This window comes from Jatrophihabitans sp., assembly GCF_036000465.1.
In the GTDB taxonomy this organism is placed as follows: Bacteria; Actinomycetota; Actinomycetes; order Mycobacteriales; family Jatrophihabitantaceae; genus Jatrophihabitans.
Window position 1 is genome coordinate 250,504 of the sequence record NZ_DASYFV010000016.1, and the last position, 24,380, is coordinate 274,883.

A 24,380-nucleotide genomic window follows, 5' to 3' on the forward strand; every position below is an offset into this window, starting at 1 on the left:
CCCGGTACGACGCGACCGGCCCTTCGACCCGTGGCATCCTGGCCATCGTGCCCGCCGTCGACATCGTCGATTCGACCTGGATCTCGGCCCGGCCCGTCACCGTGGCTGCGGTGGTGGCCGAGCCGGCGAACTGGCGCCGCTGGTGGCCGGGGCTCGAGCTCACGATCGACGAGTGGCGGGCCGAGAAGGGCGTGCGCTGGCATGTGGGCGCGGTGCAGTCGGGCGCGGCGGTCGGCCTGGCCGGCAGCGCCGAGGTCTGGCTCGAACCGATGGGCGAGGGCGTCGTGGCGCACTTCTTCCTCCGCCTCGACCCGGCGGAGGGGCACACGCTGGAGGACCGGCTGCGCGACCGGGTCACCCGCGAGTACCGGCTGCACACGAAACGCGCGTTCTGGGCGCTGGGTGATCAGCTCGACCCCGGTCGCATCGACCGGCACACGTCGGCGTCGCACGCCTCGGTGACCTGACGCACGCCCTGACAGCGGCCCCGCCCGTGGCGCGGGCGGAGCGGCGTCGTCCGGCACGAGCGGGCACCGCGTGGCGGGTAGCCTCTGGACCCATGCCCGACGAGTCGACCCAGTCGATCACCATCGACGCGGATCCCGCGGACATCATGGGCGTCATCTCCGATTTCCCGAACTATCCGAAGTGGGCCGGTTCGGTGAAGAAGGCCGAGGTCGTGGAGGACGGCCCCGACGGTCGAGCCCGCCGCGTCGCGTTCGTCCTGGACGCCGGGATCGTGCGCGACCAGTACGAGCTCGTCTACGACTGGAGCGGCGACAACCGGGTCGAGTGGAACCTCACCGAAGGTCAGATGATGCGGGCGCAGCACGGGTGCTACGACCTGCGCTCCGACGGCGCCGGGCGCACGTACGTGACCTACTCGCTCTCGGTCGACCTCATCATCCCGATGCTCGGCCTGCTCAAGCGCAAGGCCGAGCGCGTGGTGATGGACACCGCGCTCAAGGAGCTGAAGAAGCGCGTCGAGAGCCGCCAGGTCTGAGCGCATGCGCATAGTCCTGTTCACCGGGAAGGGCGGCGTCGGCAAGACGACGACCGCCTCGGCCACCGCGCTGCGCCTGGCCGACCGCGGGCTGAAGACCCTGCTGCTGTCGACCGATGTCGCGCACTCGCTGGCCGACGCGCTCGATGTCACGCTCTCCGACGAGCCGACCGAGATCGCGCCGAGCCTGTGGGCGGTGCAGATCGACACGCAGGGACGCTTCGAGGCGGCCTGGCGCGACGTGCAGGCCTTCCTCGTCGACATGCTCGCCCGCGGCGGGGTCGACCCGATCACCGCCGACGAGCTGACCGTGCTGCCGGGCGTGGACGAGGTGCTGGCGCTGCTCGCCGTGCGCGACCTCGCCGTGACCGGCAACTGGGACGCCCTCGTCGTCGACTGCGCGCCGACGGCCGAGACGCTGCGACTGCTCGCGCTGCCCGAGGCGCTCACCTGGTACCTGCAGCGCGTGTTCCCGGCCCAGCGCCGCATTGCCAAGGGCATGCGGCCGATCGCCTCACTGCTCGGGCGCGGCGACGCGATCCCGCCGGACAGCCTGTTCGACGCGCTGCTGCGCCTCAACAACGAGCTGGCGGCGGTGCGCGAGCTGCTGGGCGACCCGACGGTCACTTCGGTGCGGCTCGTGCTGACCCCGGAGGCCGTGGTCGCCGCCGAGGCGCGGCGCACCTTCACCGCTCTCGCGCTCTACGGCTACTCGGTCGACCTCGTCGTCGCCAACCGCGTCTTCCCGGCCGGCGACGACGAGTGGCGCCAGGGCTGGGCCAGGGCCCAGCAGACGCAGCTCGCGGCGATCCGCGAGTCGTTCGCCGGCCTGCCGGTAACCGAACTGCCCTACCGTGCCGCCGAGCCGATCGGCGCGGCGGCGCTGCGCGAGGTCGCCGCCTCGCTCTACGGCGAGCTGCCCGGTGCCGACCCGGCCCCGGTCGGTGCCGGACCGGCCCTGCTCAGCGTCGACGCCGACGGACCGAACTTCGTCCTGCGCATGGCGTTGCCGCTGGCCGAGCGGGCCTCGGTCGACGCGGCGCGCGCCGGTGACGATCTCGTCGTGAGCGTCGGGGCCAACCGCCGGGTGCTCAGCCTGCCCAGCGTGCTGCGCCGCTGCATCGTCGACGGCGGCGAGTTCGACGGCCGCGAGTTGCGGGTGCGCTTCCGGCCCGATCCCGACCTGTGGCCCGCCGGCGTGACCCCGCGGCCCCGACCGAGACCCGGTCCGCGAGGACGGCCCGAAGGAGCAGGGGACGACGATGCCTGAGCATCCGATCGACGACGACGCGAACGAGGCCGGCGGCGCGGCCGACGGCGTCGGGCCCTTCGCCGACGAGGCCCGCAAGCTGTTCGCGGTCGTCCAGCAGTGGGCGCAGCGCACGATGCCGGAGCCGCCGTCGGGCCACGGCGGCCCCGAGTGCCAGTGGTGCCCGTTGTGCCAGTTCGCGAGCATCCTGCGGGGCGAGCACCCCGAGGTCACCGAGCGGGTCGTCGAGGCCGGCACCGCGATCACCGGCGCCTTCCGCGCCCTGCTCGACACCGCGGCGCGCGCCGCGCCGCCGGCGGAGACCGCGCACCAGCGCGGTCCGAACCGGCCCAAGCCGTCCCCGCGCGTGCAGCACATCCGGTTCGACGACGAGGCGCCGGCCGAACCGCCGGCAGCCGCCCCCGGCATCGACGACGTCTCCGGTGACGACACCGGCGACAACGGCTGAGCCGCCGTGGGGCTCACGATCGGGGTCGACATCGGCGGCACCAAGGTGGCGGCCGGGGTGGTCGACGACGAGGGGAACATCCTCGACCGGGAACGGCGCGACACACCGGGCAACGACGTCGCCGACATCGAGGCGATCATCGTCGACGTCGTGCACGCCCTGGCCGCGCGCAACGACGTCGACGCCGTCGGCGTAGGGGCCGCCGGCTGGATCGCGAACGACCGCGCGACCGTGCTCTTCTCACCGCACCTCGCCTGGCGCGACGAACCGCTGCTGGCCGAACTGGCCGAACACATCGAGCTGCCGCTGCTCGTGGAGAACGACGCCAACGCCGCGGCCTGGGCCGAGTACCGCTTCGGGGCGGCGCAGGATGAGGCCGTCGTCGTGTGCGTCACGCTCGGCACCGGCATCGGCGGCGGCCTGGTCGCCGCCGGCCAGGTCTATCGCGGCGCCTTCGGCATCGCCTGCGAGTACGGGCACATGACGCTCGTGCCCGAGGGGCGGCGCTGCGCCTGCGGCAATCGCGGCTGCTGGGAGATGTACGCCTCGGGCCGGGCGCTGGCCCGCGACGCAAGGGAGCTGGCCCAGGAGTCGCCGATGGCGGCGGCGCGGATGGTCGAGCTCGCGGGTTCGGTCGAGGACATCACCGGCCCGGTCGTCACCGCGGCCGCGCTGGCCGGCGACCCGGCCGCGCGCTCGATCTGCACCGCGATGGGCCGCGCGCTCGGCCACGGGCTCGCCAACCTGGCGGCGGTCATCGATCCGTCGGTCTTCGTGATCGGTGGCGGGGTATCCGCGGCGGGCGAACTGCTCGTCGGGCCGGCCCGGGAGGAGTTCGAGCACAGCCTGACCGGCCGCGGCTTCCGGCCCGCCGCCCGGGTAACGCTCGCCGCGCTCGGCCCGGACGCCGGACTGGTCGGGGCGGCCGACCTCGCCCGGTTGCAGGCCGCCCCGCGCCGGTAGGAAATGATGGGGGCGTGCCCCCGCTGCGTCTGCTCTCCGTCCGCGCCCATGACATCGCCGGCGACCGCGCCGCCCTCGCCGCGCTGATCGAGCAGGCCGGGGTCGACCTCGCCTGCGTGCACGGCTCGCCCAGCCTGCTGCGGTGGCGCTCGATCTCGGCCGCGCTGGCCCGGCAGGCCAACCTCGTCGTGGTCGGCGGCGGCCGCACCGGCGGCGGGAACCTGCTGCTCTCCACCCTCGGCGTCGACGTCACCGGCCTGCGCGACCTCGCGTTCACCGGCACCTCGGGCCTCCGCCCGCCCGGCGCGACGCTCGCCGTGCTGGCCCTACGGGGCAGCGAGTTCGTGGCCGCCGGGGCCCGCCTCGGCGGCAGCGCCGCCGACCGGCTGGCCCAGGCCGAGGAGCTCGAGACCGCGCTCGCCGGGATGCACCCGGGCCGCCCGCCGGCGCTGCTGAGCGTCGACGGCGTCGAGCCGGGCACGCCCGCGTGGGACCGCCTCGCCGCCGGGCGCACGGCCGTCGGGGGCGGGGTGTTCGTCGACACCCGCATCGAGGTCGGCGGGGTGGCCCAACCGGGCGGCCGGGTGCGGGTCGAGCTCGACCTCCCGGCCGCGGCGCCGGTCGAGTAACCGCGTCAGATCGCGGCGCCGTCGTCGTCCTCGTCGCGGTGGTGCTCGTGGATGCGGCTGAACAGGATGCCGACCCCGAGGAGCAGGCCGACCACACCCAGCACCAGGGTCAGGTTGCCGGCCAGGCCGAACTGACCGCCCATGCCGAGGATCAGGATCGAGAAGGCCAGGACGGTCATCGCGAAGATCGTCGGCGCGGCGAGGCGGGGAAGTGGTGGCGGGGGCGGCGGGATGTAGTGGTCGTCATCGAGCCAGATCGGGTCCTCGGCCGCCGGCTTGGCCAGCCGGGCCCGCCAGTCGGCGTCCTCCTGGCTGAGATCGCGTTCGGCGTTGCGGATCGCGGCGTGCGTGTCGACGTGCCAGTCGGCGACGAGCGCCTGGAAGACCGCGTCGGTGTCGACGTCGGCGAGCGGATCGGCCGGAGGTTCCGGCACGGGGTCGTCGTCCCGCCCCAGCGCGCGCACGGCTGCGGCGACGATCGTGCGGGCGTCGACCCGCTCCTCGGAGGCGACGAACAGTCGGCGCTGCCCTCCGTCGCTCGCCTCGACGGGGGACGCCCCCAGGTAGGCGGCGATCCGGGCCCGGCCCAGGGCGGTGAGCAGGTGGCGTCCGACCGCCGGGTCGACGTCGGTGAGCGGCACGTAGGTCGGCGCGCGCAGCCCGTTGTCGAGCCGGCCGGGCTCAGGGGCGGCGGGCTCGGGCGCGGTCACGGCCGGACCGGGTCGCCGCTGGAGTCACCGACCTGGTCGCCCGCCGGGGCCGCCGGGGCGTGCGAGGCGATGAACTCGACGCTGCCGCGGAAGATCGTCGGCGCGTCGTTGTCCATCGTGGCGACGTGGTAGCTGTCCTCGAGCATCACCTCGTGGACGGTCGTGTTCACCGCCCCCGCCTTCAGCAGCCTCGCCGAGAGCGGGTCGACGACGTGGTCCTCGCGGGAGCGGTACATCAGGATCGGCGCGCGGACCTTGTCGAGGTCGGCCACCGTGAGCTTCCACAGCTTGTACAGCGACGCGAACGCGACGACCGGGGTGCGGTCGCCGGCCGGCTCGCTGACGCCCGGCTTCTTGATGTCGCCGCCGATGGACGGACGCGAGCGGACGGCCCAGGCGATGTAGGGCGCCAGCTTGGCGTCGATCCGCTGGGTGCCGTAGGCCGGGTTGACGAGCACGAGCCCGGCGATCTTGTCGGGGTAGTGCTGCGCCAGGCGGGTGACGAGCGTGCCGCCCATCGACAGGCCGACGGCGAAGACGGTCTCGCAGCGCTCGGCGAGTTCGAGGTAGGCCGCCTCGATCGCGCCGTACCACTCGGGCCAGCGGGTGCGGTTGGTGTCCTGCCAGGTGCCGCCGTGCCCCGGTAGCAGCGGCAGCCGCACCGAGTGCCCGGCGTCGGCCAGGGCGATCGCCCAGTCGCGCACGCTCGCGGGCGTGCCGGTGAAGCCGTGGCTGACCACGACGCCGATGGGGCCGCCGTCGGCCGAGAACGGCTGTTCGTCCGGAATTGCGCCCGGAGCCCCGCCACTGACCGGCTGCACGCTGCCTCCGTAAGGGTCGTGGATGTCGGCCCTCATCATGCCTCGCGGATGCCACCGACGGCGACCGGCACGAGCGCCGCGTCCGCGACGCGCCCGGCGGTTGGTGACACGGGCCGCGCGGCATTAGGGTTCTCCCCAACATCAGGCACGCATTCGATCAGTATCGGCGGGAGAGACAGTGGGGTACTGGCTCGCCAAGTTCGTGTTCCTGGGCCCGCTGCTGCGGTTGATCTGGCGCCCGTGGACCGAGGGCCGGGAGAACATCCCCGACGACCGTCCGGCGATCATCGCCAGCAACCACCTGTCGTTCTGCGATTCGTTCTTCATGCCGATCGTCGTCCGGCGCAAGGTGACCTTCCTGGCCAAGGCCGAGTACTTCACGACGGCCGGGCTCAAGGGCCGCATCAGCCGCGCCTTCATGAACATGGTCGGCATGGTGCCGATCGACCGCGACGACGCCGACGCCGCCCGCGCCGCGCTCACCACGGGCGTCCGGGTGCTCAGCGAGGGCACACTGCTCGGCATCTACCCCGAGGGCACCCGCTCGCCCGACGGCCGCCTCTACCGCGGCAAGACCGGCGTCGCCCGCCTCGCCCTCGAGTCCGGCGCGGTCGTCATCCCGTGCGCCATGGTCAACACCGAGATCATCCAGCCCCAGGGCCGGGTCATCCCGAAGCTGCGGCCGCGCCCCGGCGTGCGTTTCGGCAAGCCGCTCGACTTCTCCCGTTACGAGGGCATGGCCGGCGACCGCTTCGTCGAGCGCTCGATGACCGACGAGATCATGTACGAGCTCATGCAGCTGTCCGGGCAGGAGTACGTCGACCAGTACGCGGCCAAGGTCAAGAAGGCGTCGGGCCAGGACAACGCCTTCGGCGCCCGCTCCGCCGCCGAGGTCCGCGAGCTCGGCGACCGCGCCCCGCGCACCCGGGCGTCCTGACCGGTGCGCTTCTTCTACGACTGCGAGTTCATCGAGGACGGCAACACGATCGAGCTGGTCTCGATCGGCGTGGTCGACGAGACGGGCCGCGAGTTCTACGCCATCTCGACCGCGTTCGACCCGTCGCGGGCGATCGACTGGGTGCGGCGCAACGTGCTGGACAAGCTGCCCAGCCCGTCGGACCCCGCGTGGCGCTCGCCGGAACGGATCCGCGCCGACCTGCTCGCCTTCCTGACCGAGCCGAACGAGCCGATCGAGCTGTGGGCCTGGATGTCGGCCTACGACCACGTCGTGCTCTGCCAGCTCTGGGGTGACATGCGGGCGCTGCCGCGCGCCATCCCGCGCTTCACCCACGAGCTGCGGCAGCGCTGGGAGGACGCCGGTTGCCCGCCGCTGCCGGCCGCGCCGCCCGACCAGCACGACGCCCTGGCCGACGCCCGGCACAATGTGGCCCGCTGGCAGGTTCTCGACGCGGTGGCGTCCCGACTCGGTTAGGGTCCGATCATGCGTATCGGAGTGCTCACGGGCGGTGGCGACTGCCCCGGGCTCAATGCGGTCATCCGGGCGGTCGTGCGCAAGGGCGCCGGCATGCACGGCCACGAGTTCGTCGGGTTCCGTGACGGCTGGCGCGGGCCCCTCGAGTCGATCACGATGCCGCTCGGCATCGCCGAGGTGCGCGGCATCCTGCCGCGCGGCGGCACGATTCTCGGCTCGTCGCGCACCAACCCGTTCGGGGTCGAGGGCGGGGTGCAGAAGGTCGTCGACAACCTGCACACGCTCGGCATCGACGCCCTGATCGCCATCGGTGGCGAGGACACCCTCGGCGTGGCGACGAAGCTGCACGAGCGCGGGGTCAACGTCATCGGCGTGCCGAAGACGATCGACAACGACCTCAACGCCACCGACTACACCTTCGGCTTCGACACGGCGGTGAACATCGCCATGGAGGCCATCGACCGGCTGCACACCACCGCCGAGTCGCACCACCGCGCGCTGATCGTCGAGGTCATGGGTCGCCACGCCGGCTGGATCGCCCTGCACGCGGGGATGGCCGGCGGGGCCAACGTGATCCTGCTGCCCGAGTTCCCGTTCTCCCTCGAGCGGGTCTGCGCGTACGTCGAGAGCCGCTTCCAGGCGCACTATGCGCCGATCATCGTCGTCGCCGAGGGCGCCACCCCCGACGGCGGTGAGAACGCCACCGTGGACAAAGGGCTGGACGCCTTCGGCCACGTCCGGCTCGGTGGCATCGGCGAATGGCTGGCCGGCGAGATCGAGAAGCGCACCGGCAAGGAGGCCCGCACGACCGTGCTCGGGCACATCCAGCGCGGCGGCACGCCGACGGCGTTCGACCGTATGCTGGCCACCCGCTTCGGGCTGCACGCCGTCGACGCCGCGACCGATCACGACTGGGGCAAGATGGTCGCCCTGCGCGGCACCGACATCGTCCGGGTGCCGCTGGCCGACGCCACGACGCAGCTCAAGGTCGTCACCCCCGAGCTCTACGGCGAGGCCGAGGTCTTCTTCGGCTGACGCCCGATGCCGCCGGGCGCCCCTCACGCGACCCGGCCACGCCGTCGCGTTTCCCGTGCCGAATACGCTGTTCGGGTGACCGTTGCGCCCCACCTGCCGTCCAGCTCGGCCGATCCCGTGACCGGGGTCGACCCCGACCCGACCGATCTCGGTCTGGACGCCTGGCGCGCGCTCCCCGCGGCCCAGCAGCCGAACTGGCCCGACGACGCCGCGCTGCGGACCGCCGCGGCCACCCTGGCCGGCCTGCCGCCGCTCGTGGTCGCGTCCGAGGTCGACCAGCTGCGCGAGCGGCTGGCCGCCGTGGCGCGCGGCGAGGCGTTCCTGCTGCAGGGCGGCGACTGCGCCGAGACGTTCGCGACCAGCTCGCAGGCCGACATCGCCGGCAAGGTGCGGGTGCTGCTGCAGATGTCGGTCGTGCTCACCTACGGCGCGTCGATGCCGGTGGTGAAGCTGGGCCGCATCGCCGGGCAGTACGCGAAGCCGCGCTCGTCCGACATCGACTCCACCGGTCAGCTCTCCTACCGCGGTGACATGGTCAACGAGCTTGTCGGCGAGCGCAGGCCCGACCCGCAGCGCATCCTGCGGGCGTACTCGACGGCCGCGTCGACGCTGAACCTGCTGCGGGCCTACGCCGGCGGCGGTCTGGCCTCGCTCGACCGGGTGCACGCCTGGAACACCGCCTTCGCCCGCACCACCGACACCGGCACGCGCTACGAGAAGCTGGCCTCGGAGATCGACCGGGCCGTCCGCTTCATGCGGGCCTGCGGCGTGCACGACTCCGCGCTCGAGGGCGTCGAGCTGTACTCGTCGCACGAGGCGTTGATCCTCGAGTACGAGCGGGCGCTGACCCGGGTCGACTCCGGTCGGGCCTACGACCTCTCGGGCCACTTCGTCTGGGTGGGGGAGCGCACCCGCCAGATGGACGGCGCGCACCTCGACTTCGTCTCCCGCATCGCCAACCCGATCGGCGTGAAGCTCGGGCCGACGACGACGCCGGAGTTCGCGGCCGAGCTCGTCGAGCGCCTCGACCCGGACAATTCGCCCGGCCGGCTCACCCTCATCAGCCGCATGTCGAACGCGAGGGTGCGCGACGTGCTGCCGGCGATCGTCGAGCGGGTCACGGCCACGGGGCACCTCGTCGTCTGGCACTGCGACCCGATGCACGGCAACACCGAGGAGACCGCCGACGGCGTGAAGACGCGCCACCTCGACCGGATCATCGACGAGGTGGACGGGTTCTTCGACGTACACGCCTCCCTGGGCACGCACCCGGGCGGGCTGCACGTCGAGCTCACCGGCGACGACGTCACCGAGTGCATCGGCGGCACGGCCGAGCTGACCGCGGCCGACCTCGGGCGGCGCTACGAGACGGCGTGCGACCCACGGCTCAACATCGAGCAGTCGCTCGAGCTCGCGTTCCGGGTGGCCGAGCGCCTGGTGTCCGACTTCCGCTCACGCGCCGCCGAATGAACGTCGACCTGCGCTCGGACACCGTCACCCAGCCGACCCCGGAGATGCGCGCGGCGATGGCTGCCGCGCCGGTGGGCGACGACGTGTACGGCGAGGACCCGTCGATCATCGAGCTCGAGCAGCGGGTCGCCGCCCTGCTCGGGCACGAGGCCGGCCTGTTCGTGCCGTCCGGCTCGATGGGCAACCAGCTGGGCCTGCGGCTGCTCGTCGCCCCGGGCCAGGAGCTGGTCTGCGACTCGCTCGCCCACATCGCCCGGGCCGAGCTCGGGGCCGCGGCGGTGCTCAGCGGCATCACGTTCCGCACCTACGCCGCGGTGCGGGGCATCGTCGACGTCGACGCGATCGCCGGCATGATCACGCCGAACGCCGGCCCCTACCTGGTGTCGAGCGCCGCCATCGAGGTCGAGAACACGCACAACTTCGGCGGCGGGACGGTGCAGCCGGCCGAGCGGGTCGCCGCGGTGCAGGCGCTGGCCCGCGAGACCGGCCTGGGCCTGCACCTCGACGGCGCGCGGCTGTGGAACGCGCACGTCGCCACCGGCACGCCGCTGGACGAATTGGCCGGCGGCTTCGACACCGTCTCGGTCTGCCTGTCCAAGGGACTCGGCGCGCCGGTCGGTTCGGTGCTCGTGTCGTCCGCGGCCCGCATCGCCGAGGCCCGCGTGTGGCGCAAGCGGCTCGGCGGCGGCATGCGCCAGGCCGGCATCCTCGCCGCGGGCGGGCTGTACGCGATCGAGCACCACCTCGCCCGCCTCGCCGACGACCACACCCGGGCCCGGCGCCTCGCCGAGGCGCTCGGGGCCGATCCGGCCACCGTCGACACGAACATCGTCGTGCTCCAGGTTCCCGACGCCGCCGCGGTCGCGAAGGGGGCGGCCGGGGCGGGGGTGCTGGTCTCGGCGCTCGGACCCACGTTCCTGCGCTTCGTCACGCACCTCGACATCGACGACGACGCGCTCGACCGCGCGATCGCCGTCCTGGGCCCGCTCGTCACGACGCGCTGAACTTCATGCAGTTCTCAGCATCCGGGGCCTGATCGCGGGACACTCTGGACCATGAGCTATTCGCCACCTCCCGGTCAGTCGCCCTACCCGTCCGCTCCGCCGCCGTCCGGCGCCTCCGGCCGGCCGACCCGGCTGCGGGGACGGACCCCGCTGCGTCTCGCGCTGATCTTCGGCGTGCTCGGCATCGCGCTGGTGGTCGTGGGCAGCATCATCATCGCCACCAAGTCGCTGAACAAGGTCGACGGCTTCGCCCGCGTGCCGGTCGCGACCGGTGGGACGGTCCAGCTCAAGAGTGGTAACCAGCTCGTCTACTACGAGGCCTCGGACGTCAGTTCGGGCATCGACACCGTCCCGGTGCCGGCGATCCGCATCACCGCACCCGACGGCACGAAGACCATCCTCGACACGCTCTACGGCGGCGCCAGCCGGGAGAGCGGCCGGATCAAGAACCGGCTCACCTACGACAACAACGGTCACAAGGGCGTCGCGATCTATCAGCTCAAGATCACCCAGGCCGGGACCTATCAGGTCGAGGTGCAGCCCTCGGGCCAGGAGAAGGCCGGCGCCGACCTCGCGTTCGGCGAGTCCATCGCCGGTGGCACCGCGCTCGGCGCGGGCCTGCTCGTACCCGGGGTGCTGCTGATCATCGCCGCGATCGTGCTGCTCATCGTCGGGCTCGTGAAGCGCGGCCGGCACAAGAAGGAGATCGCCTCCGGGGCCTACGGCGGCGGGTACCCGGGCCAGTACGGCGGGGGACAGCCGGGCCAGTACGGCACCCAGCCGGGCCAGTACGGCCCCCAGCCGGGCCAGTACGGCGGTCAGCCGCCGAACTTCCCGCCGCCGGGGCCGCAGCCGCCGAACCAGGGTTGGGCGCCGCCACCCCAGCGGTAGGCACTCCACCGTTGCCGGCTGAGGTCTTCGTGCCTCAGCCGGCGAGGTGGGCCGCCGACGTGCGTCCGAGCAGCGGCGGCAGGGTGGCGACGGCGCGGGCGAGGTCGTCGAGACTCTCCCCGAGCAGCGCCTGGGCGCCGTCGCACAGCGCCGATTCCGGCCGGGGGTGCACGTCGACCATCACGCCGTCGGCGCCGGCCGCGATACCGGCCCGGGCCAGCGGCACGACGAGGTCACGCCGCCCCGCCGCGTGCGACGGGTCGACGATCACCGGCAGGTGCGAGAGCCGCTGCACCATCGGCACGGCCGACACGTCGAGCATGTTGCGGATCGCCGGCTCGAAGGAGCGCACGCCGCGCTCGCACAGCACGATGTCGAGGTTGCCGCGCTGCGCGATGTACTCCGCGGCCATCAGCCATTCCTCGTAGGTGGCGGTCAGGCCGCGCTTGAGCATGACCGGCTTCCCGGCCGCGCCGACCGCCTGCAGCAGTCCGAAGTTCTGCATGTTCCGGGTGCCGATCTGCAGCATGTCGACGTGCTCGGCAACGATGTCGACATCGGCGGCGTCGACGACCTCGGTGACGATCGGCAGCCCGACCTGGTCCCGAACGTCGGCGAGGATGCGCAGGCCCTCGACCCCGAGCCCCTGGAAGGCGTAGGGCGAGGTGCGCGGCTTGTACGCCCCGCCCCGCAGCAGCGTCGCGCCCGCCTGCTTGGCCATCCAGGCCGATTCGAGCGTCTGCTCGGCCGTCTCGACCGCGCACGGTCCGGCGATGAGGGTGAACGTGTCGGGCCCGATGGGCACACCGCCCACCCGGATCGTCGTGCGCTTCGCGTGGTTCTGCGCCGACACGAGCTTGTAGGGGGCGGTGATGCGCATCGTCTCGGCCACACCGGGCAGCCCGTCGGCGTCGAGCGTCTCGAGCACGTCCTCGGTGCCGACGACACCGATGATCGTGCGCATCACGCCGCGGCTGACGAACGCCTGCCCGTTGTGCGCCTCGATGTGGGTGACGACGTTGTCGACGTCGGAGTCGGTGGCACCCGGTGCCATCACGATGACCATGCCGCCAGCCTATCGACGGGCTCTACGGAACCCAGACGGCGGAGTCGTGGGCGAACACGACCCGCTTCGGGTCGAACTCGAGGATGCGGGCGAGCCAGGGGCCGGGCGCCGGCAGCGGGTCGACGTGGCCGAGTTCGCGGGCCCGGGCGGCGAGGACGTCGGCCGACCACGCCGACGCGGTGTCGAGCGCCTGACCGGCCCAGACGAGCGTGCCGTCCTCGCACTCGAGAACGACCGACTGGTGCCCGGCGACGTGACCGGGCGTGGGGATGACGTGCACGCCCGGCGCGAGCTCGGCCTCGCCGTCGAGCACTTCGTACTGCGCGCCGGCGAAGTCGACGAGGTCCAGGAACGTGTACTCCTCGGTCTGCGCGGTGTGCAGCTCGCGCCGCTGGCAGTGGATCGGCCGGCCGGCGAAGCGGGGGTTGCCGCCGATGTGGTCGAAGTGCAGATGGCAGTTGACCACGAGCGCGATGTCGTCGACGGCGACGCCGACGCGGTGCAGGGCGTCGGCGATGTCGATGCGCCGCGGCCGGTACCACGCGTCGGTCTCCTCGTCGGCCGCGCCGAGACCGGTGTCGAGCAGCATCAGCCCGGCGGGCGTGCGGGCGAGGTAGCCGTAGACCACCTCGACGCGAGACGCACCCGTGCCGGTCTCCTCGGGGGGCCGGACGAACGTGCCGAGATCGATGCGCGTGACGTCCTTCGTGCGCATCCGCTCACCGCTCCCGGTGCTGCACGACGTTGATCACGTTGCCGTCCGGCGCGCGGACGAGGAAGCGGCGCACGCCCCACCCCTCCGTCGTCAACGGGTGGACGATCTCGTAGCCGGCCGCCCGGGCCTCGGCGTAGGCGGCGTCGACGTCGTCGGCGTGGACGGAGATCACCGAGGGCTCGGGCGACGTCGCGTCACCCGTCACGAGTTGCACGTGGGCGCCGCTGTCCATCGCGGTGTAACGCGCCACCCAGCCGAGGTTGAACTCCTCGGTCTCGAGGCCGAGGAAGCCGGTGTAGAAGTCCTTCGCGGCGTCCAGGTCGGCTACCCGCAGATTGGCCGTGATCCTCTTCGCGTGCATGCGCTCATCCTGCACCCACGGTGGCGGCGTCGCGGTGCGCGACGAGCGTGACGATGTCGGCGGCATGGTCGGTGTCGGCCGTCTCGACCACCATCGGCACGCGACGCGTGGCCGGCGAGGCGAACAGGGCGGCGAAGGGTGCCGCGCCGATGGTGCCGCGGCCGATGGCCTCGTGACGGTCGCGCTTCGAGCCGGCCGGATCGCGGCTGTCGTTGACGTGGACGAGCCCGATGCGCCCGCGCCCGGCCGCCCTCCCGAACTCGCGCAGCGCCGCGGTGAACCCGCGGACGGTCGACAGGTCGTGTCCCGCCGCGTGCATGTGACAGGTGTCCAGGCAGACGCCGACGCGCTCGTCGCGGTCGAGCCCGTCGAGGTACGCCGCGAGCGAGGAGGCGTCGGAGGCGAGCGCGCCGCCCCCACCGGCGGTCGGCTCGATCAGCAGCGCCGGCCCGCCCGGAACCGAGTCGAGCACCGGCAGCACGTGCTCGCGCACCTGGTGCATCGCGTCGTCCCAGCGGTTGCCGAGCACGGCCGATCCGGCGTGCACCACCACGCCGCCGGCGCCGATCGCGGCGCCGCGGGTGAGCGAGAAGCGCAACGCGTCGGCCGAGCGGGCCAGTGTCTCCGGCGACGGCGAGCCGAAGTTGATCAGGTACGGCGCGTGGACGAAGACGGGTGCGGTGCAGCCGACCGCGAAGGCGGCGTCACCGTCGGCGTCCGGCGCGGGCGGTGCCCAGCCGCGCGGGTTGGCGACGAAGACCTGCAGCACCTCGGCGCCGATCGCGGCGGCGCGGGGCAGCGCCTTGACCAGCCCGCCCGCCACCGAGACGTGGGCGCCGATCGGGGCGATCGGTCGGGGAGGCACGGGGCCCGATGCTACGGACCCGGTCGGCGACTACTTCCGGGCGCGGGCGCCCTGTGGCCGGCGTCCCACGAACAGCAGCACAGCGCCGAAGAGGAACACGGCGACACCGACCCACAGCGTGGCGCCGACCTGGCTGCGCGGGCCCGTGTTGGACAGCTGGATCGCGCTGGCACCGGCACTGGACGCCGGTGCGGTTGTGCGCGCCTCGCTGGTCGCGGCGAGGCTCGAGCTCGCCGGGGACGACGGCGCCCGGGTGACGCTCGTCGGCGGCACGAACGTGTTGGTGATGGAGACGTCGAGGTTGCTCGGACCCTCGGCCTGGAAGGTGATGCTCTGCGGCGACGTCGGCGCATAGGTCGTGTCGTACAGCGGCGCCGGGGCCTCGGTGTAGGCGTAGGAGCAGGTCGTCGCGCCGCTCTGATCGGGGTAGATGTAGAGCAGACCGCTCGCCTTGCTGCCGCCGTCGGGCACGGTGACCGTCATGTCCACTGCGCTGTTCGTGTTCGGGTCGAGGCACGACGAGGTGATCTTCACCGACCACGGCCCGTGGGAGGTCGTGCCGACCGTGGTCTCGGAGAAGGTGATGGTGCCGGTCGGGCAGGTGGCCGCCGGCGTGCCGATCTGGAGGATCTGCCCGCACGTCGGGGCGACCGACCCGGCGGTCGCGTCGGACGTGCCGCCCAGCCCGCCGGCGATCATCACACCGCCGAGGAGCATGCACAGGATGGCCCCGAAACGCTGCTTCATCTGCCCTCGCCTCAACCCCGTGCGACACCTTTGACCAGGTGCGCTGGCTGCGTACGCTAGCGCAATGTCGCGGCCCGGGAACCCCCGAGTCCTGGTGGCGCGCGGGCTCGACAGCTGGCTCGTCGGATGGCTTGCGGTGATTGTCTGGATTGGTGGGGTCGTTGCCGATCGGGCCGGCCTGACGCTCGGCCCGAACCTGACCACCACCGTCTACTGGACGGGCGCGATCATCACCGCGGCGCACTTCGGGCTGTCCTACCACCTGGCCTACAGCGAGGGCGCGCCCGCGCTGCGCAAGCGCCCCTTCGCTCTCGCGGTCGGCCCGGCTTTGCTCGCCTTGACGCTGGTCGTCCTCGTCGCCGTCTCGCTCGCCGAAGGCGCGTCCTCGGTCGCGCGGGTCACGAGCGCGCTGATCACGTCGGTCTACCTGATGACCACGTGGCACTACATCAAGCAGGTGTACGGCGTCGGCCGGGTCGGCGCCGCGTTCGGTGGCGTGTCGCTCGGCCCCGCAGCGGTACGGGTGCTGCGCTTCGGCCTCTACCCGCTGTGGGCGCTCGGCGCGGCCCAGGTGCTGGTGCAGGGTTCCGGGTATCGCTTCGCCGGCTTCCGGGTCGGGTTCTCGCTGCTGCCGGCGCACGCTATCGACGCCCTGCGCATCATGGCCGTGGCGGCGGCGGTGCCGACCGCGATCGTCTTCGCGCAGCTGCGCCGGCGCACCGGGATGCGCCTGCCGTCGGTGCTCGTCGCCCCCTACGTCGCCGCCTTCCTCTGGCTCGGTCTCGCCCCGAACCCGGTGTGGACCTTCTTGCTGCTCGCCCCGTTCCACGCGCTGCAGTACCTCGCCGTCGGGCACCGGGCCGAGCTCGCCGTCGCGGCCGATCGGCCGGGGACGCACGGGGTGGCCTGGTGGCTCAACGTCTTCGTCGGCGCCGCGTGTGGCGGGCTGTTGCTCAGCCGGTGGCTGCCGCAGATGCTCGATGCGCACCTCGGGACGGGCGGTGGGACGCTGCTGTTCGCGGCCGCGTTCTTCGTCTTCTTGAACCTGCACCACTATCTGATCGACGCGGTGATCTGGCGCTCGTCGGGCGAGCTCGTCAAGGCAATGGTGCGCAAGCCCGCGCCTGCCGTCGTGGTGGCCGAGGCCTCGGCGAGCTGAGCCTCTACTTCGCGAGCGTGTAGATCGTGACCGTGGTGCCGGTGTGCACGGGCGTGCCGGCGCCGGGGACGATCGCGATCACGGTGCCCGGGTCGGTGCCGCCGAAGACCGAGAACTTGGGTTCGAGGCCGGCGTCGCGGACGGCCTGGGCGGCCTGGTCGGCCGGGGTGCCGGGCGCGATGGCCGGGACGTTCACGATGTCCGGGCCCTTGGAGACGGTCAGCGTGATCGTGCTGAACTTCGTCGCCCGGTCGCTCGGGTCGACCGAGATCACGGTGCCCTTCTGCACGGTGTCGTCGAACTGCTCGAGCGTCGTCACCTTGAAGTCGGCGCTCTTCAGGGTCTTGGTCGCGTCGTCGACAGGGGTGCCCTGGGCGATCTTGGGGACGTCGATGATCGGCGGGCCCAGGGACACGTAGATCGTGATCGCCTGCCCGTGCGAGATCTTCTGCCCGGCCGCCGGCACGGTGCGCGTCACCGTGTTGGCCTTGACGGTGTCGCTGTACTCCTTCTGGACCTGCTGGGTGACCGTCAGCGGTCCCAGCCCGAGCAGTTCGGCGCGGGCCGCCTCCGGATCCGAACCCTGGACGTTCGGGATCTGGTACAGCTGCGGTCCGGCCGAGACGGTGATCGTCACGGTCTTGCCGGTGGCCAGCCGGGTGCCCCCACGCGGGTCGGTGCGGATGACGTGACCGGCCGGCACGGTGTCGCTGAACTCGGGGCCGGGCTGCGAACGGGCGGTGTAGCCGGCGTCCTTCAGCTTGGCCAGGGCGACCGACGGCACGGCGCCGTCGACGTTCGGCACGTGCGCGAACCGCCACTCGATGACGGCCTTGGCGCCGAGGAACGAGCCGGCGCCGAGCAGCAGCACGATCAGGGTGGCGATCAACGCGCGCCGGCGGCCGCGGGTGCGCGACGACACCTGCTTGCGGGGCTTCGGCGGCGGGATGACGACCGGCGGCGGGGGAGCGTTGTCGTCGCGCGGGGGGATGCGTCCGGTGCGGGTCGCCCCGTTCGGCGCGACGCTGCGGCGCGCCACGACCGTCGTGTCGTGCGACCCGGCCCGGCTCAGCAGATCGGTCGTGCCCTGCTGGCCGGCGGTGCGGACGGTGTCGTTGCGAGAAGTCTCCGAGCGGTCCGAGCGCCGCGGGCGGACGCGCGGCGGGATCGGGACGACCGGCAGGCCCAGTTCGGAGCGGACGTCGGCCAGCTCGGCCAGGAACGCCGCGGCGTCGGTCGGGCGGCCCGACGGGTCGCTGTCGGTGGCGGCGACGACGACCTCGTCGAGCTCGGAGGGCAGCCCGCGGACGCGCGACGACGGAGCCGGCACCCGGCTGTGCACGTGCTGGTAGGCGATGTTCATCGCCGAATCGCCCTTGTACGGCGTCTGCCCGGTGAGCAGTTCGAACAGCACGACCCCGGCGGCGTAGACGTCCGAACGCGGGTCGGCGTTGCCCTTGCTGATCTGCTCGGGCGCGCAGTAGGCGATCGTGCCCATCATCAGGCCGGTGCGGGTCGAGGCGGCGTCGGACTCGACGGCCCGGGCCAGGCCGAAGTCGGCGACCTTCACCACGCCCTCGTCGGACAGCAGGATGTTCTCGGGCTTGACGTCGCGGTGCACCAGCCCGGCGCGATGCGCAGCGGCGAGCGCGCTCAGCACGGGCTCCATGATCGAGACGGCCTCGGCCGCGCCGAGCTTGCCGCGCTCGCGCATGAGCTCGCGCAGCGTGCGGCCCTCGACGAGCTCCATCACCAGGAAGACGTGGTGGCCGTCGGGGCCTATCTCGTGGCCCTGGTCGTAGACCGAGACGGTGTTGAGGTGCGTCAGCCGGGCGGCGGCGCGGGCCTCGCGGGCGAACCGGTCGCTGAACGCCGGATCGGCCGACAGGGCCGGGGACATGACCTTGACAGCAACGAGCCGGTCCAGCCGCTCGTCGACAGCGGCGTACACGGTGGACATACCGCCTCGCGCGATACGGTCCAGGATCCGGTAGCGGCCCTCGAGTTTGCGGCCGACCAGTGAATCCGTGGCCGCCGTCTGCACGCCCGTGATTCTACGGTCGCGGCGCGCGATCTCCGGCCGCCGCACCGCACCGGCGGAACCTTCGGCCGGCCGGGGCCCCCGTACCGTGGGCGGTGTGACGCGTTCCGGGGACAGCACCGCCGAGTCGACCGACCGCGCGCCCGCGCCGTCGCTGGGAGCGGCGGAGCTGCTCGCCGACGCCGATCGGCCCGGCGGCTGGCTGCTTCTGGTCGACCGCATCCGTCAGTCCTACGTCGATCTGGACGACCCGACCTATCTCGACTTCGAATACGTTCAGGCGTTCTCCGACGTCCTGGACGCCCTGCCCGCGGGCCCGCTGGCGGTGACGCACATCGGTGGCGGGGCCTGCACGCTGGCCCGCTACGTGCACGCCACGCGTCCCGGCTCGCCCCAGATCGTCCTCGAACCCGACGTCGCCCTGACCGCGCTCGTGCGGGCCCGGCTGCCGCTGCCCCGGGGCAGCCGGGTGCGCATCCGGCCGGTGGACGGGCGCCCCGGCGTGGCCGCGCTCGCCGATGCGAGTGCCGATGTCGTGGTGCTCGACGCGTTCGCCGGCGGCCGGGTGCCGCCGGCGCTGACGACGCGCGAGTTCGTCGCCGACGTCGCGCGGGTGCTGCGTCCGGGCGGGGTGTTCCTGGCCAACATCGCCGACGGCCCGCCGGTCACCTACACCCGACGCCTGGCCGCGACGGTCCGCGAGGCGCTGCCGTCGGTCGCCCTCGTGGCCGAGTCGACGGTCATCAAGGGACGCCGCTTCGGCAATGTCGTGCTCGCCGCGTCACGCGAGCCGCTGCCGCTCGATCTCATGTGGCGGGCCTCGGCCCGCGCCCCGTTCCCGCGCACGATCCACGCCGGGGACCGGCTGTGGTCCTGGATCGGTGGCGCGAAGCCGCTCAGCGACGCCGACCCGCTGCGCTCACCGCAGCCGCCGGACGAGATGTGGCGGGTCGGTGATTGAGCGACCGATGCATCAGGACCGCGCCCGGGCCGAGTCGTTCGGCGCGGTGGCCCGGGCCTACGACCGGGCCCGTCCGGCGTACCCCGAGGCCTTGATCCTCGACCTCGCGATGCGGGGCCCGCGGGACGTGCTCGACGTCGGTTGCGGCACCGGGAAGGCCGCCCGCCTGCTCGCCGCCCGCGGGCTGCGCGTGCTGGGCGTCGAGATCGACCGGGGCATGGCCGCCGTCGCCCGCGAGCACGGCATCGACGTCGAGGTCACCGGCTTCGAGTCGTGGGACGACGCCGGGCGCCGCTTCGACCTCATCACGTGCGGCCAGGCCTGGCACTGGATCGATCCCGAGGCGGGCGCGGCCAAGGCCCGACGGCTGCTGCGCCCGGGCGGCGCGCTCGCCCTGTTCTGGAACCTGCACGAGCTCGACCCGGCGGTGCGGTCGGCGCTGGACGCGACCTACGCCGAGCACGCCCCCGACCTGCCCGCCGGAGAGCGGCACCACAGCGGGGCGCACGTCGAGAAGTACGTCGGCGGCCTGCAGCGGGCCGGCTTCGGTGACGTCGCCGTGCGCGACTACTCGTGGCAGCGGATCTACCGGCGTGACGAGTGGCTCGACCTGGTGGCGACCTACAGCAACCACGCGCTGCTTCCGGACGAGCGGCGCGACGCCCTGCTCGCCGCGATCGGCGGAGTCGTCGACCGGGCCGGCGGGGCCGTCACCGCGCGGTACACGACCAACCTGGTGCTGGCCGCCGCACCGTCGGGATGAGTCTGGCACCCTGAGGGGCATGGATCTGCTGACGTTCCCGGCGGTGGCGGAGGCCCTGCACATCCCGGTGACCCGCGTGCACCAGTACGTCCGCGACGGCCACCTGATCGCGGTCCGCGACGCCAACGGCAGCCGCGGCGTCCCGGCCCTGATGATCGACGACGGCGACGTCGTGAAGTCGCTGCCGTCGGTCATCACCCAGCTGCGTGACGCCCGCTTCGGCGACGACGAGATCGTCGACTGGCTCTTCCGGGAGGACGACTCGTTGCCGGGCTCGCCGATCGCGGCGCTGCGGGCCAATCGCGGTTCAGAGGTAAAGCGCCGCGCGCAGGTCGCGGGCTACTAGCCCGTGCACCTCACCTACCTGCTGATCCTCGCCGGCTGCATCATCGGCACCCTGCCGCTCGAACTGGTGCTGCACACCCGGGTCTACGCGCGCTGGCGCCGGCTGCTGACCGCGCTCGTCCCGGTCGTCGTCGGGTTCGGCGCCTGGGACGTGCTCGAGATCCGGGCCGGAGCGTGGCGCTACGACCCGGCGCAGGTCGTCGGGGTCACGCTGCCGGGGCGCCTGCCGCTCGAGGAACTGCTGTTCTTCGTGGTCATCCCGACCTGCGCGATCCTGACCCTCGAGGCGGTGCGGGTACGCCGCCCCGACTGGCTGATCGGCGACGAGCCATGAGCGACGCTTGCGAAGCGAGTAGTGGGCCCGGAAGGCTGGTGGCGGCCGAACCGAGCGCAGTGAGGGCAGGCCGATGACCTATACGACCGCGGCCATTGTCGGGGTGCTCGGCGCGATCCTGCTCGACCGGCTGCTCGGCACGGATCTCCTGCGGCGCAAGGCTTTCTGGGCCGCGTACGCCATCGTGCTGTTCTTCCAGCTGATCGTGAACGGGCTGCTGACCGGCCTCGAGATCGTGCGCTACGACCCCGACCAGATCCTCGGCCCGCGCATCGTCTTCGCGCCGGTCGAGGACCTGCTGTTCGGCTTCGCGATGGTGACCGCGACGCTCACGCTGTGGGTGTGGGTGGGCCGTCGAGACGCCCGCCGTGGGTCCGGGCCAGCTCGTCGAGCCACGGGGCCAGCTCGTCGGCCCGGTACCCGTTGACGGTCGGCAGGTAGAACGGCGGCGGGCCGCCGCGGCGGCGCGGCCGGTCACCCCGGTGCGCCGCTCCCGGACGCTCGCGCTGCAGGGCCTCGGTGGTCATCTCGACGGCGACGACCTTCGTGCGCCCGGTGTTGGCCAGGCGCACGCGGGTGATCTCGTCCCAGTTGAGCCGGCGGGTGCCCACCCCGACGCCGTCGCGGTCGACGCGCACGTGCAGCTCGCCGCGCATCGCCTGGCGCACCACCATCGTGACGATCGCCGCGCACACGAGAACGAGCAGCAGGCCGAAGACGACGACCGACGTGCGCCCGGTCGTCATCATGGCCGCGCCGCCGGCGGCGAACACGGCGACGGCGGCGACAACCGTGACCAGTCGGGCCCGGCTGACCGGGAACTCGACGAGCCCGTCGTCCTCCAGCCGGCGCTGCCAGATCGTGGTGCGGTCGTTCCCGCGCTCAGCCATGCCGTCCCCCTCGTCGCGCCGTCCAGGCCCCGCGCAGGCCGCTCGCGCCGACGGCGAGCCGGCGCCGGCCGGGCACGTGCACGCGCCGGCTGAACACGTCGTAATCGACGCGTTCGATCTCGTCCAGGATCTCGGCGTACAGCGTGGTCGCGGTGCGCAGGCAGTCGCGCGAGGTCGGGTGCACGAGGTCGAGGCCGGGCGCGGCCGCCGTGTAGCTGCGCCGGGCCCGCTCGATCTCCCAGGCCAGCAGGTTGCGGATCGGTTCGTCCACCCGGCCGCGAGCCAGCCGGTCGCGGTCGACGCCGAACATGTCGAGTGACTCCTGGGGCAGGTAGACGCGTCCCCGCCGGAGGTCCTCGGCGATGTCGCGGATGAAGTTGGTCAGCTGGAACGCGGTGCCGAGCTCGATGGCGTGCGACTCCAGCACGTCCCACCGTACGTCGTCGTCGCGGCGTCCGAGGATCGGCAGCATCTGCAGGCCGATGACGGCGGCCGAGCCCCACATGTACCTCGCCAGGTCGTCGTAGGTGGCGTAGGAGGTGACGGTGAGGTCCAGGCGCATCGCGTCGAGGAAGTCGGCGAAGTAGCTGACCGGGATCTGCCAGCGCGCGATCGTGTCGATCACCGCGCGGCTCACCGGATCGCTGCTCGCGCCCCAGTCGAGGTCGCTGAGGAAGTCCGCGCTCCAGTCGGTGAACGAGTCGGCGCGCTGCTCGGCGGTCAGGTCGGGCGAGAGGTCGTCGACGATGTCGTCGACATGGCGGGCGAAGCCGTAGAGGGCATGGACGTAGGGACGCTTCGCCGGCGGCAGCAGCAGGGTGGCGAGGAAGTAGGTCTTGCCGTGCTCGGCGTTGATCGCCCGGCAGCGGGCGTAGCTGGCCCGCAGCGCGGCCCCGGTGGCGCCCGCCGCGTCGAGCTCGCGCGTGCCGATCATCGTGCCCGTGATCCTGCCAGCGTGCCGGTGATCCGCTCGGCAGCCAGGCGTCCCGACACGAGCACCATCGGCACGCCGACGCCGGGTTGGGTGTTCGAACCGCAGAAGACGAGGTTGCCGATGCGCCGGTCGAGCGTCGGAGCGCGGAACGGCCCGGTCTGCCGGAACGTGTGCGCGGCGGCGAACGGGGCCCCCTTGGCCAGCCCGCTCGCCCGCCAGTCGGCCGGGGTGACCAGGTGCTCGGTCTCGATGCCGGCGCCGAAACCGGTGTAGCCCCGCTTCTCGATCGTCTCGACCATGTGGTCGCGGTAGGGCTGCCGCTGCGCCGACCAGTCGACACCGCCGCCGAGGTTCGGGGCCGGGAACAGCGCGTAGTGCGTGTGCCGGTCGGCCGGCGCCAGCGACGGATCGGTGAGGGTCGGGGTGGTGAGCAGGAACGACGGATCGCTCATCACCCGGCCCTGGTCGATGATCTCGTCGAAGGTCGAGTCCCACGCCGTCCCGAAGTCGATGGTGTGGTGGGTGGCCTGCGGGAAGCTCGCGCTCGAGCCGGCGTGCAGCACGACGGCCGAGGGGGAGTAGCGCAGCGACCGCAGCCGGCGCGGTGCCGAGCCCGGGGGCAGCAGCTCCTCGTACGCGACGGGCAGGTCGGCGTTGACGACCACGACGTCGGCCGGGATGCGCTCCCCGTCGGTCGTGACCACGCCGCAGGCGCGCCCGCCCGCGACATCGACCTTGGCGACGGTGGTGCGGTAGCGGAACTCCACGCCGTGCGTGGCGGCGGCCGCGGCCATGGCCCGGGGCACCGCGTGCATGCCGCCCTCGGGGAAGTACACGCCCTGCACGCAGTCCATGTAGGTGATGACCGCGTAGATCGCGAGCGCCTGGGCAGGAGCGAGCCCGGCGTACATCGCTTGGAAGGAGAACAGCCGCTGCAGGCGCGGGTCGTCGACGTACTGCGCGACCTTGCGGCCGAGGCGGTTGAAGCCGCCCATGCGCACGAGCCGGGCGAGCGGCAGGCCGACCATCTGCAGCGGCGAGTCGAGGTTGCGGTCGATGAAGTGCGGCATCTCGATGCGGTAGAGCTCGCGCAGGAACTCGACGTAGCGCCGGTAGCCGTCGGCGTCCTTGCCGCCGCAGGTGCGGGCGATCTCGTCGGTCATCTCGTCGACGTCGGCCCGCACGTCGATCGAGCTGCCGTCGGTGAAGCGGGCGCGGTAGGCCGGGTCGAGGCGGTGCAGCGTCAGCCAGTCGGTGAGCTCCTCGCCGAGCGCGGCGAACGGCTGGGCCAGCAGGTCGGGCATCGTCAGCACGGTCGGGCCGGTGTCGAAGCGGTAGCCGTGGTCGTGGATCAGGCCGCACCGCCCGCCCGGACCGGCCTCGCGCTCGACCACGGTGACGCGGCGTCCGGCCCCGGCCAGGTGCATCGCGGCCGACAGCCCGCCCAGACCGGCGCCGACCACGACGACGGTGTCGCCGGGACCGCTCACGGTGCGCATGCCCGCGACGGTACGTGGCGCCGC

General features: G+C 72.9%; 29 protein-coding genes. 18 read left to right on the top strand and 11 right to left on the bottom strand.

The annotated features are described in order from the left end of the window. The first annotated feature begins 47 nt into the window (after positions 1 to 47). The 6 genes from VGN18_RS06990 (at position 48) to VGN18_RS07015 (ending at position 4,313) form a co-directional block, all read left to right on the top strand. Positions 48 to 467: a hypothetical protein gene (locus tag VGN18_RS06990; protein WP_327538939.1), complete on the top strand. Its 420-nt coding sequence runs from the start codon at positions 48 to 50 to the stop codon at positions 465 to 467. Between the two features lie 92 nt (positions 468 to 559). Beyond that, on the top strand, positions 560 to 1,003 hold the full coding sequence (locus VGN18_RS06995; RefSeq protein WP_327538940.1) for an SRPBCC family protein: 444 nt from the start codon (positions 560 to 562) through the stop codon (positions 1,001 to 1,003). A 4-nt stretch (positions 1,004 to 1,007) separates the two neighbouring features. Further along, positions 1,008 to 2,273, top strand: a complete 1,266-nt coding sequence (locus VGN18_RS07000; RefSeq protein ID WP_327538941.1) for an ArsA family ATPase — start codon at positions 1,008 to 1,010, stop codon at positions 2,271 to 2,273. After that, entirely contained in the window at positions 2,266 to 2,721 is a 456-nt protein-coding gene (locus tag VGN18_RS07005; RefSeq protein ID WP_327538942.1) for a hypothetical protein, read from the top strand. Before VGN18_RS07000 ends, VGN18_RS07005 begins: the two co-directional genes overlap by 8 nt. Before the next feature lie 6 nt (positions 2,722 to 2,727). Next, positions 2,728 to 3,684, top strand: coding sequence for an ROK family glucokinase (locus VGN18_RS07010; protein ID WP_327538943.1), 957 nt, complete (start codon positions 2,728 to 2,730; stop codon positions 3,682 to 3,684). A gap of 14 nt (positions 3,685 to 3,698) precedes the next feature. Then, positions 3,699 to 4,313: a hypothetical protein gene (locus tag VGN18_RS07015; protein ID WP_327538944.1), complete on the top strand. Its 615-nt coding sequence runs from the start codon at positions 3,699 to 3,701 to the stop codon at positions 4,311 to 4,313. Positions 4,314 to 4,318: 5 nt separating this feature from the next. On the opposite strand, the gene VGN18_RS07020 is transcribed toward VGN18_RS07015, so the two are convergent. Beyond that, a complete protein-coding gene (locus tag VGN18_RS07020) occupies positions 4,319 to 5,023 on the bottom strand; it encodes a hypothetical protein (RefSeq protein WP_327538945.1) in 705 nt (234 codons plus the stop codon). Continuing rightward, complete coding sequence (locus tag VGN18_RS07025; RefSeq protein ID WP_414655022.1) at positions 5,020 to 5,880, bottom strand: alpha/beta hydrolase; 861 nt, start codon at positions 5,878 to 5,880, stop codon at positions 5,020 to 5,022. Before VGN18_RS07025 ends, VGN18_RS07020 begins: the two co-directional genes overlap by 4 nt. 142 nt (positions 5,881 to 6,022) lie before the next feature. On the opposite strand from VGN18_RS07025, the gene VGN18_RS07030 reads away from it, so the two are divergent. From VGN18_RS07030 to VGN18_RS07055, 6 genes are all read left to right on the top strand, one after another. After that, the gene (locus VGN18_RS07030) at positions 6,023 to 6,781 is read left to right on the top strand and encodes a lysophospholipid acyltransferase family protein (RefSeq protein WP_327538947.1); all 759 of its coding nucleotides are present in this window, start codon (positions 6,023 to 6,025) and stop codon (positions 6,779 to 6,781) included. 3 nt (positions 6,782 to 6,784) lie between these two features. Next, positions 6,785 to 7,276, top strand: coding sequence for a polyadenylate-specific 3'-exoribonuclease AS (locus VGN18_RS07035; RefSeq protein ID WP_327538948.1), 492 nt, complete (start codon positions 6,785 to 6,787; stop codon positions 7,274 to 7,276). 9 nt (positions 7,277 to 7,285) lie between these two features. Continuing rightward, a complete protein-coding gene (locus VGN18_RS07040) occupies positions 7,286 to 8,311 on the top strand; it encodes a 6-phosphofructokinase (RefSeq protein ID WP_327538949.1) in 1,026 nt (341 codons plus the stop codon). 75 nt (positions 8,312 to 8,386) lie between these two features. After that, a complete protein-coding gene (locus VGN18_RS07045; RefSeq protein WP_327538950.1) occupies positions 8,387 to 9,781 on the top strand; it encodes a class II 3-deoxy-7-phosphoheptulonate synthase in 1,395 nt (464 codons plus the stop codon). Then, on the top strand, positions 9,778 to 10,785 hold the full coding sequence (locus tag VGN18_RS07050) for a GntG family PLP-dependent aldolase (protein ID WP_327538951.1): 1,008 nt from the start codon (positions 9,778 to 9,780) through the stop codon (positions 10,783 to 10,785). The genes VGN18_RS07045 and VGN18_RS07050 overlap by 4 nt, the downstream gene beginning before the upstream one ends. A gap of 51 nt (positions 10,786 to 10,836) precedes the next feature. Then, a complete protein-coding gene (locus VGN18_RS07055) occupies positions 10,837 to 11,676 on the top strand; it encodes a hypothetical protein (protein ID WP_327538952.1) in 840 nt (279 codons plus the stop codon). A gap of 34 nt (positions 11,677 to 11,710) precedes the next feature. Here VGN18_RS07055 and aroF read toward each other — a convergent pair whose 3' ends face one another. From aroF to VGN18_RS07080, 5 genes are read right to left on the bottom strand one after another with little or no spacing between them, the layout of a single operon-like run. After that, the gene (gene aroF / locus VGN18_RS07060; protein ID WP_327538953.1) at positions 11,711 to 12,742 is read right to left on the bottom strand and encodes a 3-deoxy-7-phosphoheptulonate synthase; all 1,032 of its coding nucleotides are present in this window, start codon (positions 12,740 to 12,742) and stop codon (positions 11,711 to 11,713) included. A gap of 22 nt (positions 12,743 to 12,764) precedes the next feature. Further along, positions 12,765 to 13,457: an N-acyl homoserine lactonase family protein gene (locus VGN18_RS07065; protein WP_327538954.1), complete on the bottom strand. Its 693-nt coding sequence runs from the start codon at positions 13,455 to 13,457 to the stop codon at positions 12,765 to 12,767. A gap of 4 nt (positions 13,458 to 13,461) precedes the next feature. Beyond that, entirely contained in the window at positions 13,462 to 13,818 is a 357-nt protein-coding gene (locus tag VGN18_RS07070) for a VOC family protein (RefSeq protein WP_327538955.1), read from the bottom strand. A gap of 4 nt (positions 13,819 to 13,822) precedes the next feature. Further along, positions 13,823 to 14,683: a deoxyribonuclease IV gene (locus tag VGN18_RS07075; protein WP_327538956.1), complete on the bottom strand. Its 861-nt coding sequence runs from the start codon at positions 14,681 to 14,683 to the stop codon at positions 13,823 to 13,825. A gap of 30 nt (positions 14,684 to 14,713) precedes the next feature. Beyond that, positions 14,714 to 15,430, bottom strand: coding sequence for a hypothetical protein (locus VGN18_RS07080; RefSeq protein ID WP_327538957.1), 717 nt, complete (start codon positions 15,428 to 15,430; stop codon positions 14,714 to 14,716). 136 nt (positions 15,431 to 15,566) lie between these two features. Between VGN18_RS07080 and VGN18_RS07085 the strand changes: the two genes are divergently transcribed. Then, entirely contained in the window at positions 15,567 to 16,589 is a 1,023-nt protein-coding gene (locus VGN18_RS07085) for a hypothetical protein (RefSeq protein ID WP_327538958.1), read from the top strand. 4 nt (positions 16,590 to 16,593) lie between these two features. Here the strand turns inward: VGN18_RS07085 and pknB are convergent, their stop codons facing one another. Then, entirely contained in the window at positions 16,594 to 18,633 is a 2,040-nt protein-coding gene (pknB, locus tag VGN18_RS07090; protein WP_327538959.1) for a Stk1 family PASTA domain-containing Ser/Thr kinase, read from the bottom strand. 94 nt (positions 18,634 to 18,727) lie between these two features. On the opposite strand from pknB, the gene VGN18_RS07095 reads away from it, so the two are divergent. The 5 genes from VGN18_RS07095 (at position 18,728) to VGN18_RS07115 (ending at position 21,460) form a co-directional block, all read left to right on the top strand. Continuing rightward, positions 18,728 to 19,591, top strand: a complete 864-nt coding sequence (locus VGN18_RS07095) for a fused MFS/spermidine synthase (RefSeq protein WP_327538960.1) — start codon at positions 18,728 to 18,730, stop codon at positions 19,589 to 19,591. A gap of 7 nt (positions 19,592 to 19,598) precedes the next feature. Then, positions 19,599 to 20,354, top strand: coding sequence for a methyltransferase domain-containing protein (locus tag VGN18_RS07100; RefSeq protein ID WP_327538961.1), 756 nt, complete (start codon positions 19,599 to 19,601; stop codon positions 20,352 to 20,354). 19 nt (positions 20,355 to 20,373) lie between these two features. Then, positions 20,374 to 20,700, top strand: a complete 327-nt coding sequence (locus VGN18_RS07105) for an Rv2175c family DNA-binding protein (protein WP_327538962.1) — start codon at positions 20,374 to 20,376, stop codon at positions 20,698 to 20,700. 3 nt (positions 20,701 to 20,703) lie between these two features. Then, complete coding sequence (locus VGN18_RS07110) at positions 20,704 to 21,033, top strand: lycopene cyclase domain-containing protein (RefSeq protein ID WP_327538963.1); 330 nt, start codon at positions 20,704 to 20,706, stop codon at positions 21,031 to 21,033. A gap of 73 nt (positions 21,034 to 21,106) precedes the next feature. Then, the gene (locus tag VGN18_RS07115; protein ID WP_327538964.1) at positions 21,107 to 21,460 is read left to right on the top strand and encodes a lycopene cyclase domain-containing protein; all 354 of its coding nucleotides are present in this window, start codon (positions 21,107 to 21,109) and stop codon (positions 21,458 to 21,460) included. Here VGN18_RS07115 and VGN18_RS07120 read toward each other — a convergent pair. From VGN18_RS07120 to crtI, 3 genes are read right to left on the bottom strand one after another with little or no spacing between them, the layout of a single operon-like run. Then, positions 21,363 to 21,923 carry a hypothetical protein gene (locus tag VGN18_RS07120; protein WP_327538965.1) on the bottom strand — a complete coding sequence of 187 codons (561 nt, stop codon included), beginning with the start codon at positions 21,921 to 21,923 and terminating at the stop codon, positions 21,363 to 21,365. The two genes, VGN18_RS07115 and VGN18_RS07120, sit on opposite strands and share 98 nt — an antisense overlap. Next, positions 21,916 to 22,857, bottom strand: coding sequence for a phytoene/squalene synthase family protein (locus tag VGN18_RS07125; protein WP_327538966.1), 942 nt, complete (start codon positions 22,855 to 22,857; stop codon positions 21,916 to 21,918). Before VGN18_RS07125 ends, VGN18_RS07120 begins: the two co-directional genes overlap by 8 nt. Further along, positions 22,854 to 24,356 (bottom strand): phytoene desaturase family protein, encoded by a 1,503-nt coding sequence (gene crtI / locus VGN18_RS07130; RefSeq protein ID WP_327538967.1) that lies wholly within the window; start codon positions 24,354 to 24,356, stop codon positions 22,854 to 22,856. Before crtI ends, VGN18_RS07125 begins: the two co-directional genes overlap by 4 nt. Positions 24,357 to 24,380 lie beyond the last annotated feature (24 nt).

Bases quoted from the DNA above. Each gene is read 5' to 3' on its own strand.
- VGN18_RS06995 (WP_327538940.1), top strand. From the start codon at position 560: ATGCCCGACGAGTCGACCCAGTCGATCACCATCGACGCGGATCCCGCG.
- VGN18_RS07000 (WP_327538941.1), top strand. From the start codon at position 1,008: ATGCGCATAGTCCTGTTCACCGGGAAGGGCGGCGTCGGCAAGACGACG.
- VGN18_RS07005 (WP_327538942.1), top strand. From the start codon at position 2,266: ATGCCTGAGCATCCGATCGACGACGACGCGAACGAGGCCGGCGGCGCG.
- VGN18_RS07025 (WP_414655022.1), bottom strand. From the start codon at position 5,880: ATGAGGGCCGACATCCACGACCCTTACGGAGGCAGCGTGCAGCCGGTC.
- VGN18_RS07040 (WP_327538949.1), top strand. From the start codon at position 7,286: ATGCGTATCGGAGTGCTCACGGGCGGTGGCGACTGCCCCGGGCTCAAT.
- VGN18_RS07050 (WP_327538951.1), top strand. From the start codon at position 9,778: ATGAACGTCGACCTGCGCTCGGACACCGTCACCCAGCCGACCCCGGAG.
- VGN18_RS07055 (WP_327538952.1), top strand. From the start codon at position 10,837: ATGAGCTATTCGCCACCTCCCGGTCAGTCGCCCTACCCGTCCGCTCCG.
- aroF (WP_327538953.1), bottom strand. From the start codon at position 12,742: ATGGTCATCGTGATGGCACCGGGTGCCACCGACTCCGACGTCGACAAC.
- VGN18_RS07065 (WP_327538954.1), bottom strand. From the start codon at position 13,457: ATGCGCACGAAGGACGTCACGCGCATCGATCTCGGCACGTTCGTCCGG.
- VGN18_RS07070 (WP_327538955.1), bottom strand. From the start codon at position 13,818: ATGCACGCGAAGAGGATCACGGCCAATCTGCGGGTAGCCGACCTGGAC.
- VGN18_RS07080 (WP_327538957.1), bottom strand. From the start codon at position 15,430: ATGAAGCAGCGTTTCGGGGCCATCCTGTGCATGCTCCTCGGCGGTGTG.
- VGN18_RS07100 (WP_327538961.1), top strand. From the start codon at position 19,599: ATGCATCAGGACCGCGCCCGGGCCGAGTCGTTCGGCGCGGTGGCCCGG.
- VGN18_RS07105 (WP_327538962.1), top strand. From the start codon at position 20,374: ATGGATCTGCTGACGTTCCCGGCGGTGGCGGAGGCCCTGCACATCCCG.
- VGN18_RS07115 (WP_327538964.1), top strand. From the start codon at position 21,107: ATGACCTATACGACCGCGGCCATTGTCGGGGTGCTCGGCGCGATCCTG.
- VGN18_RS07120 (WP_327538965.1), bottom strand. From the start codon at position 21,923: ATGGCTGAGCGCGGGAACGACCGCACCACGATCTGGCAGCGCCGGCTG.
- VGN18_RS07125 (WP_327538966.1), bottom strand. From the start codon at position 22,857: ATGATCGGCACGCGCGAGCTCGACGCGGCGGGCGCCACCGGGGCCGCG.
- crtI (WP_327538967.1), bottom strand. From the start codon at position 24,356: ATGCGCACCGTGAGCGGTCCCGGCGACACCGTCGTCGTGGTCGGCGCC.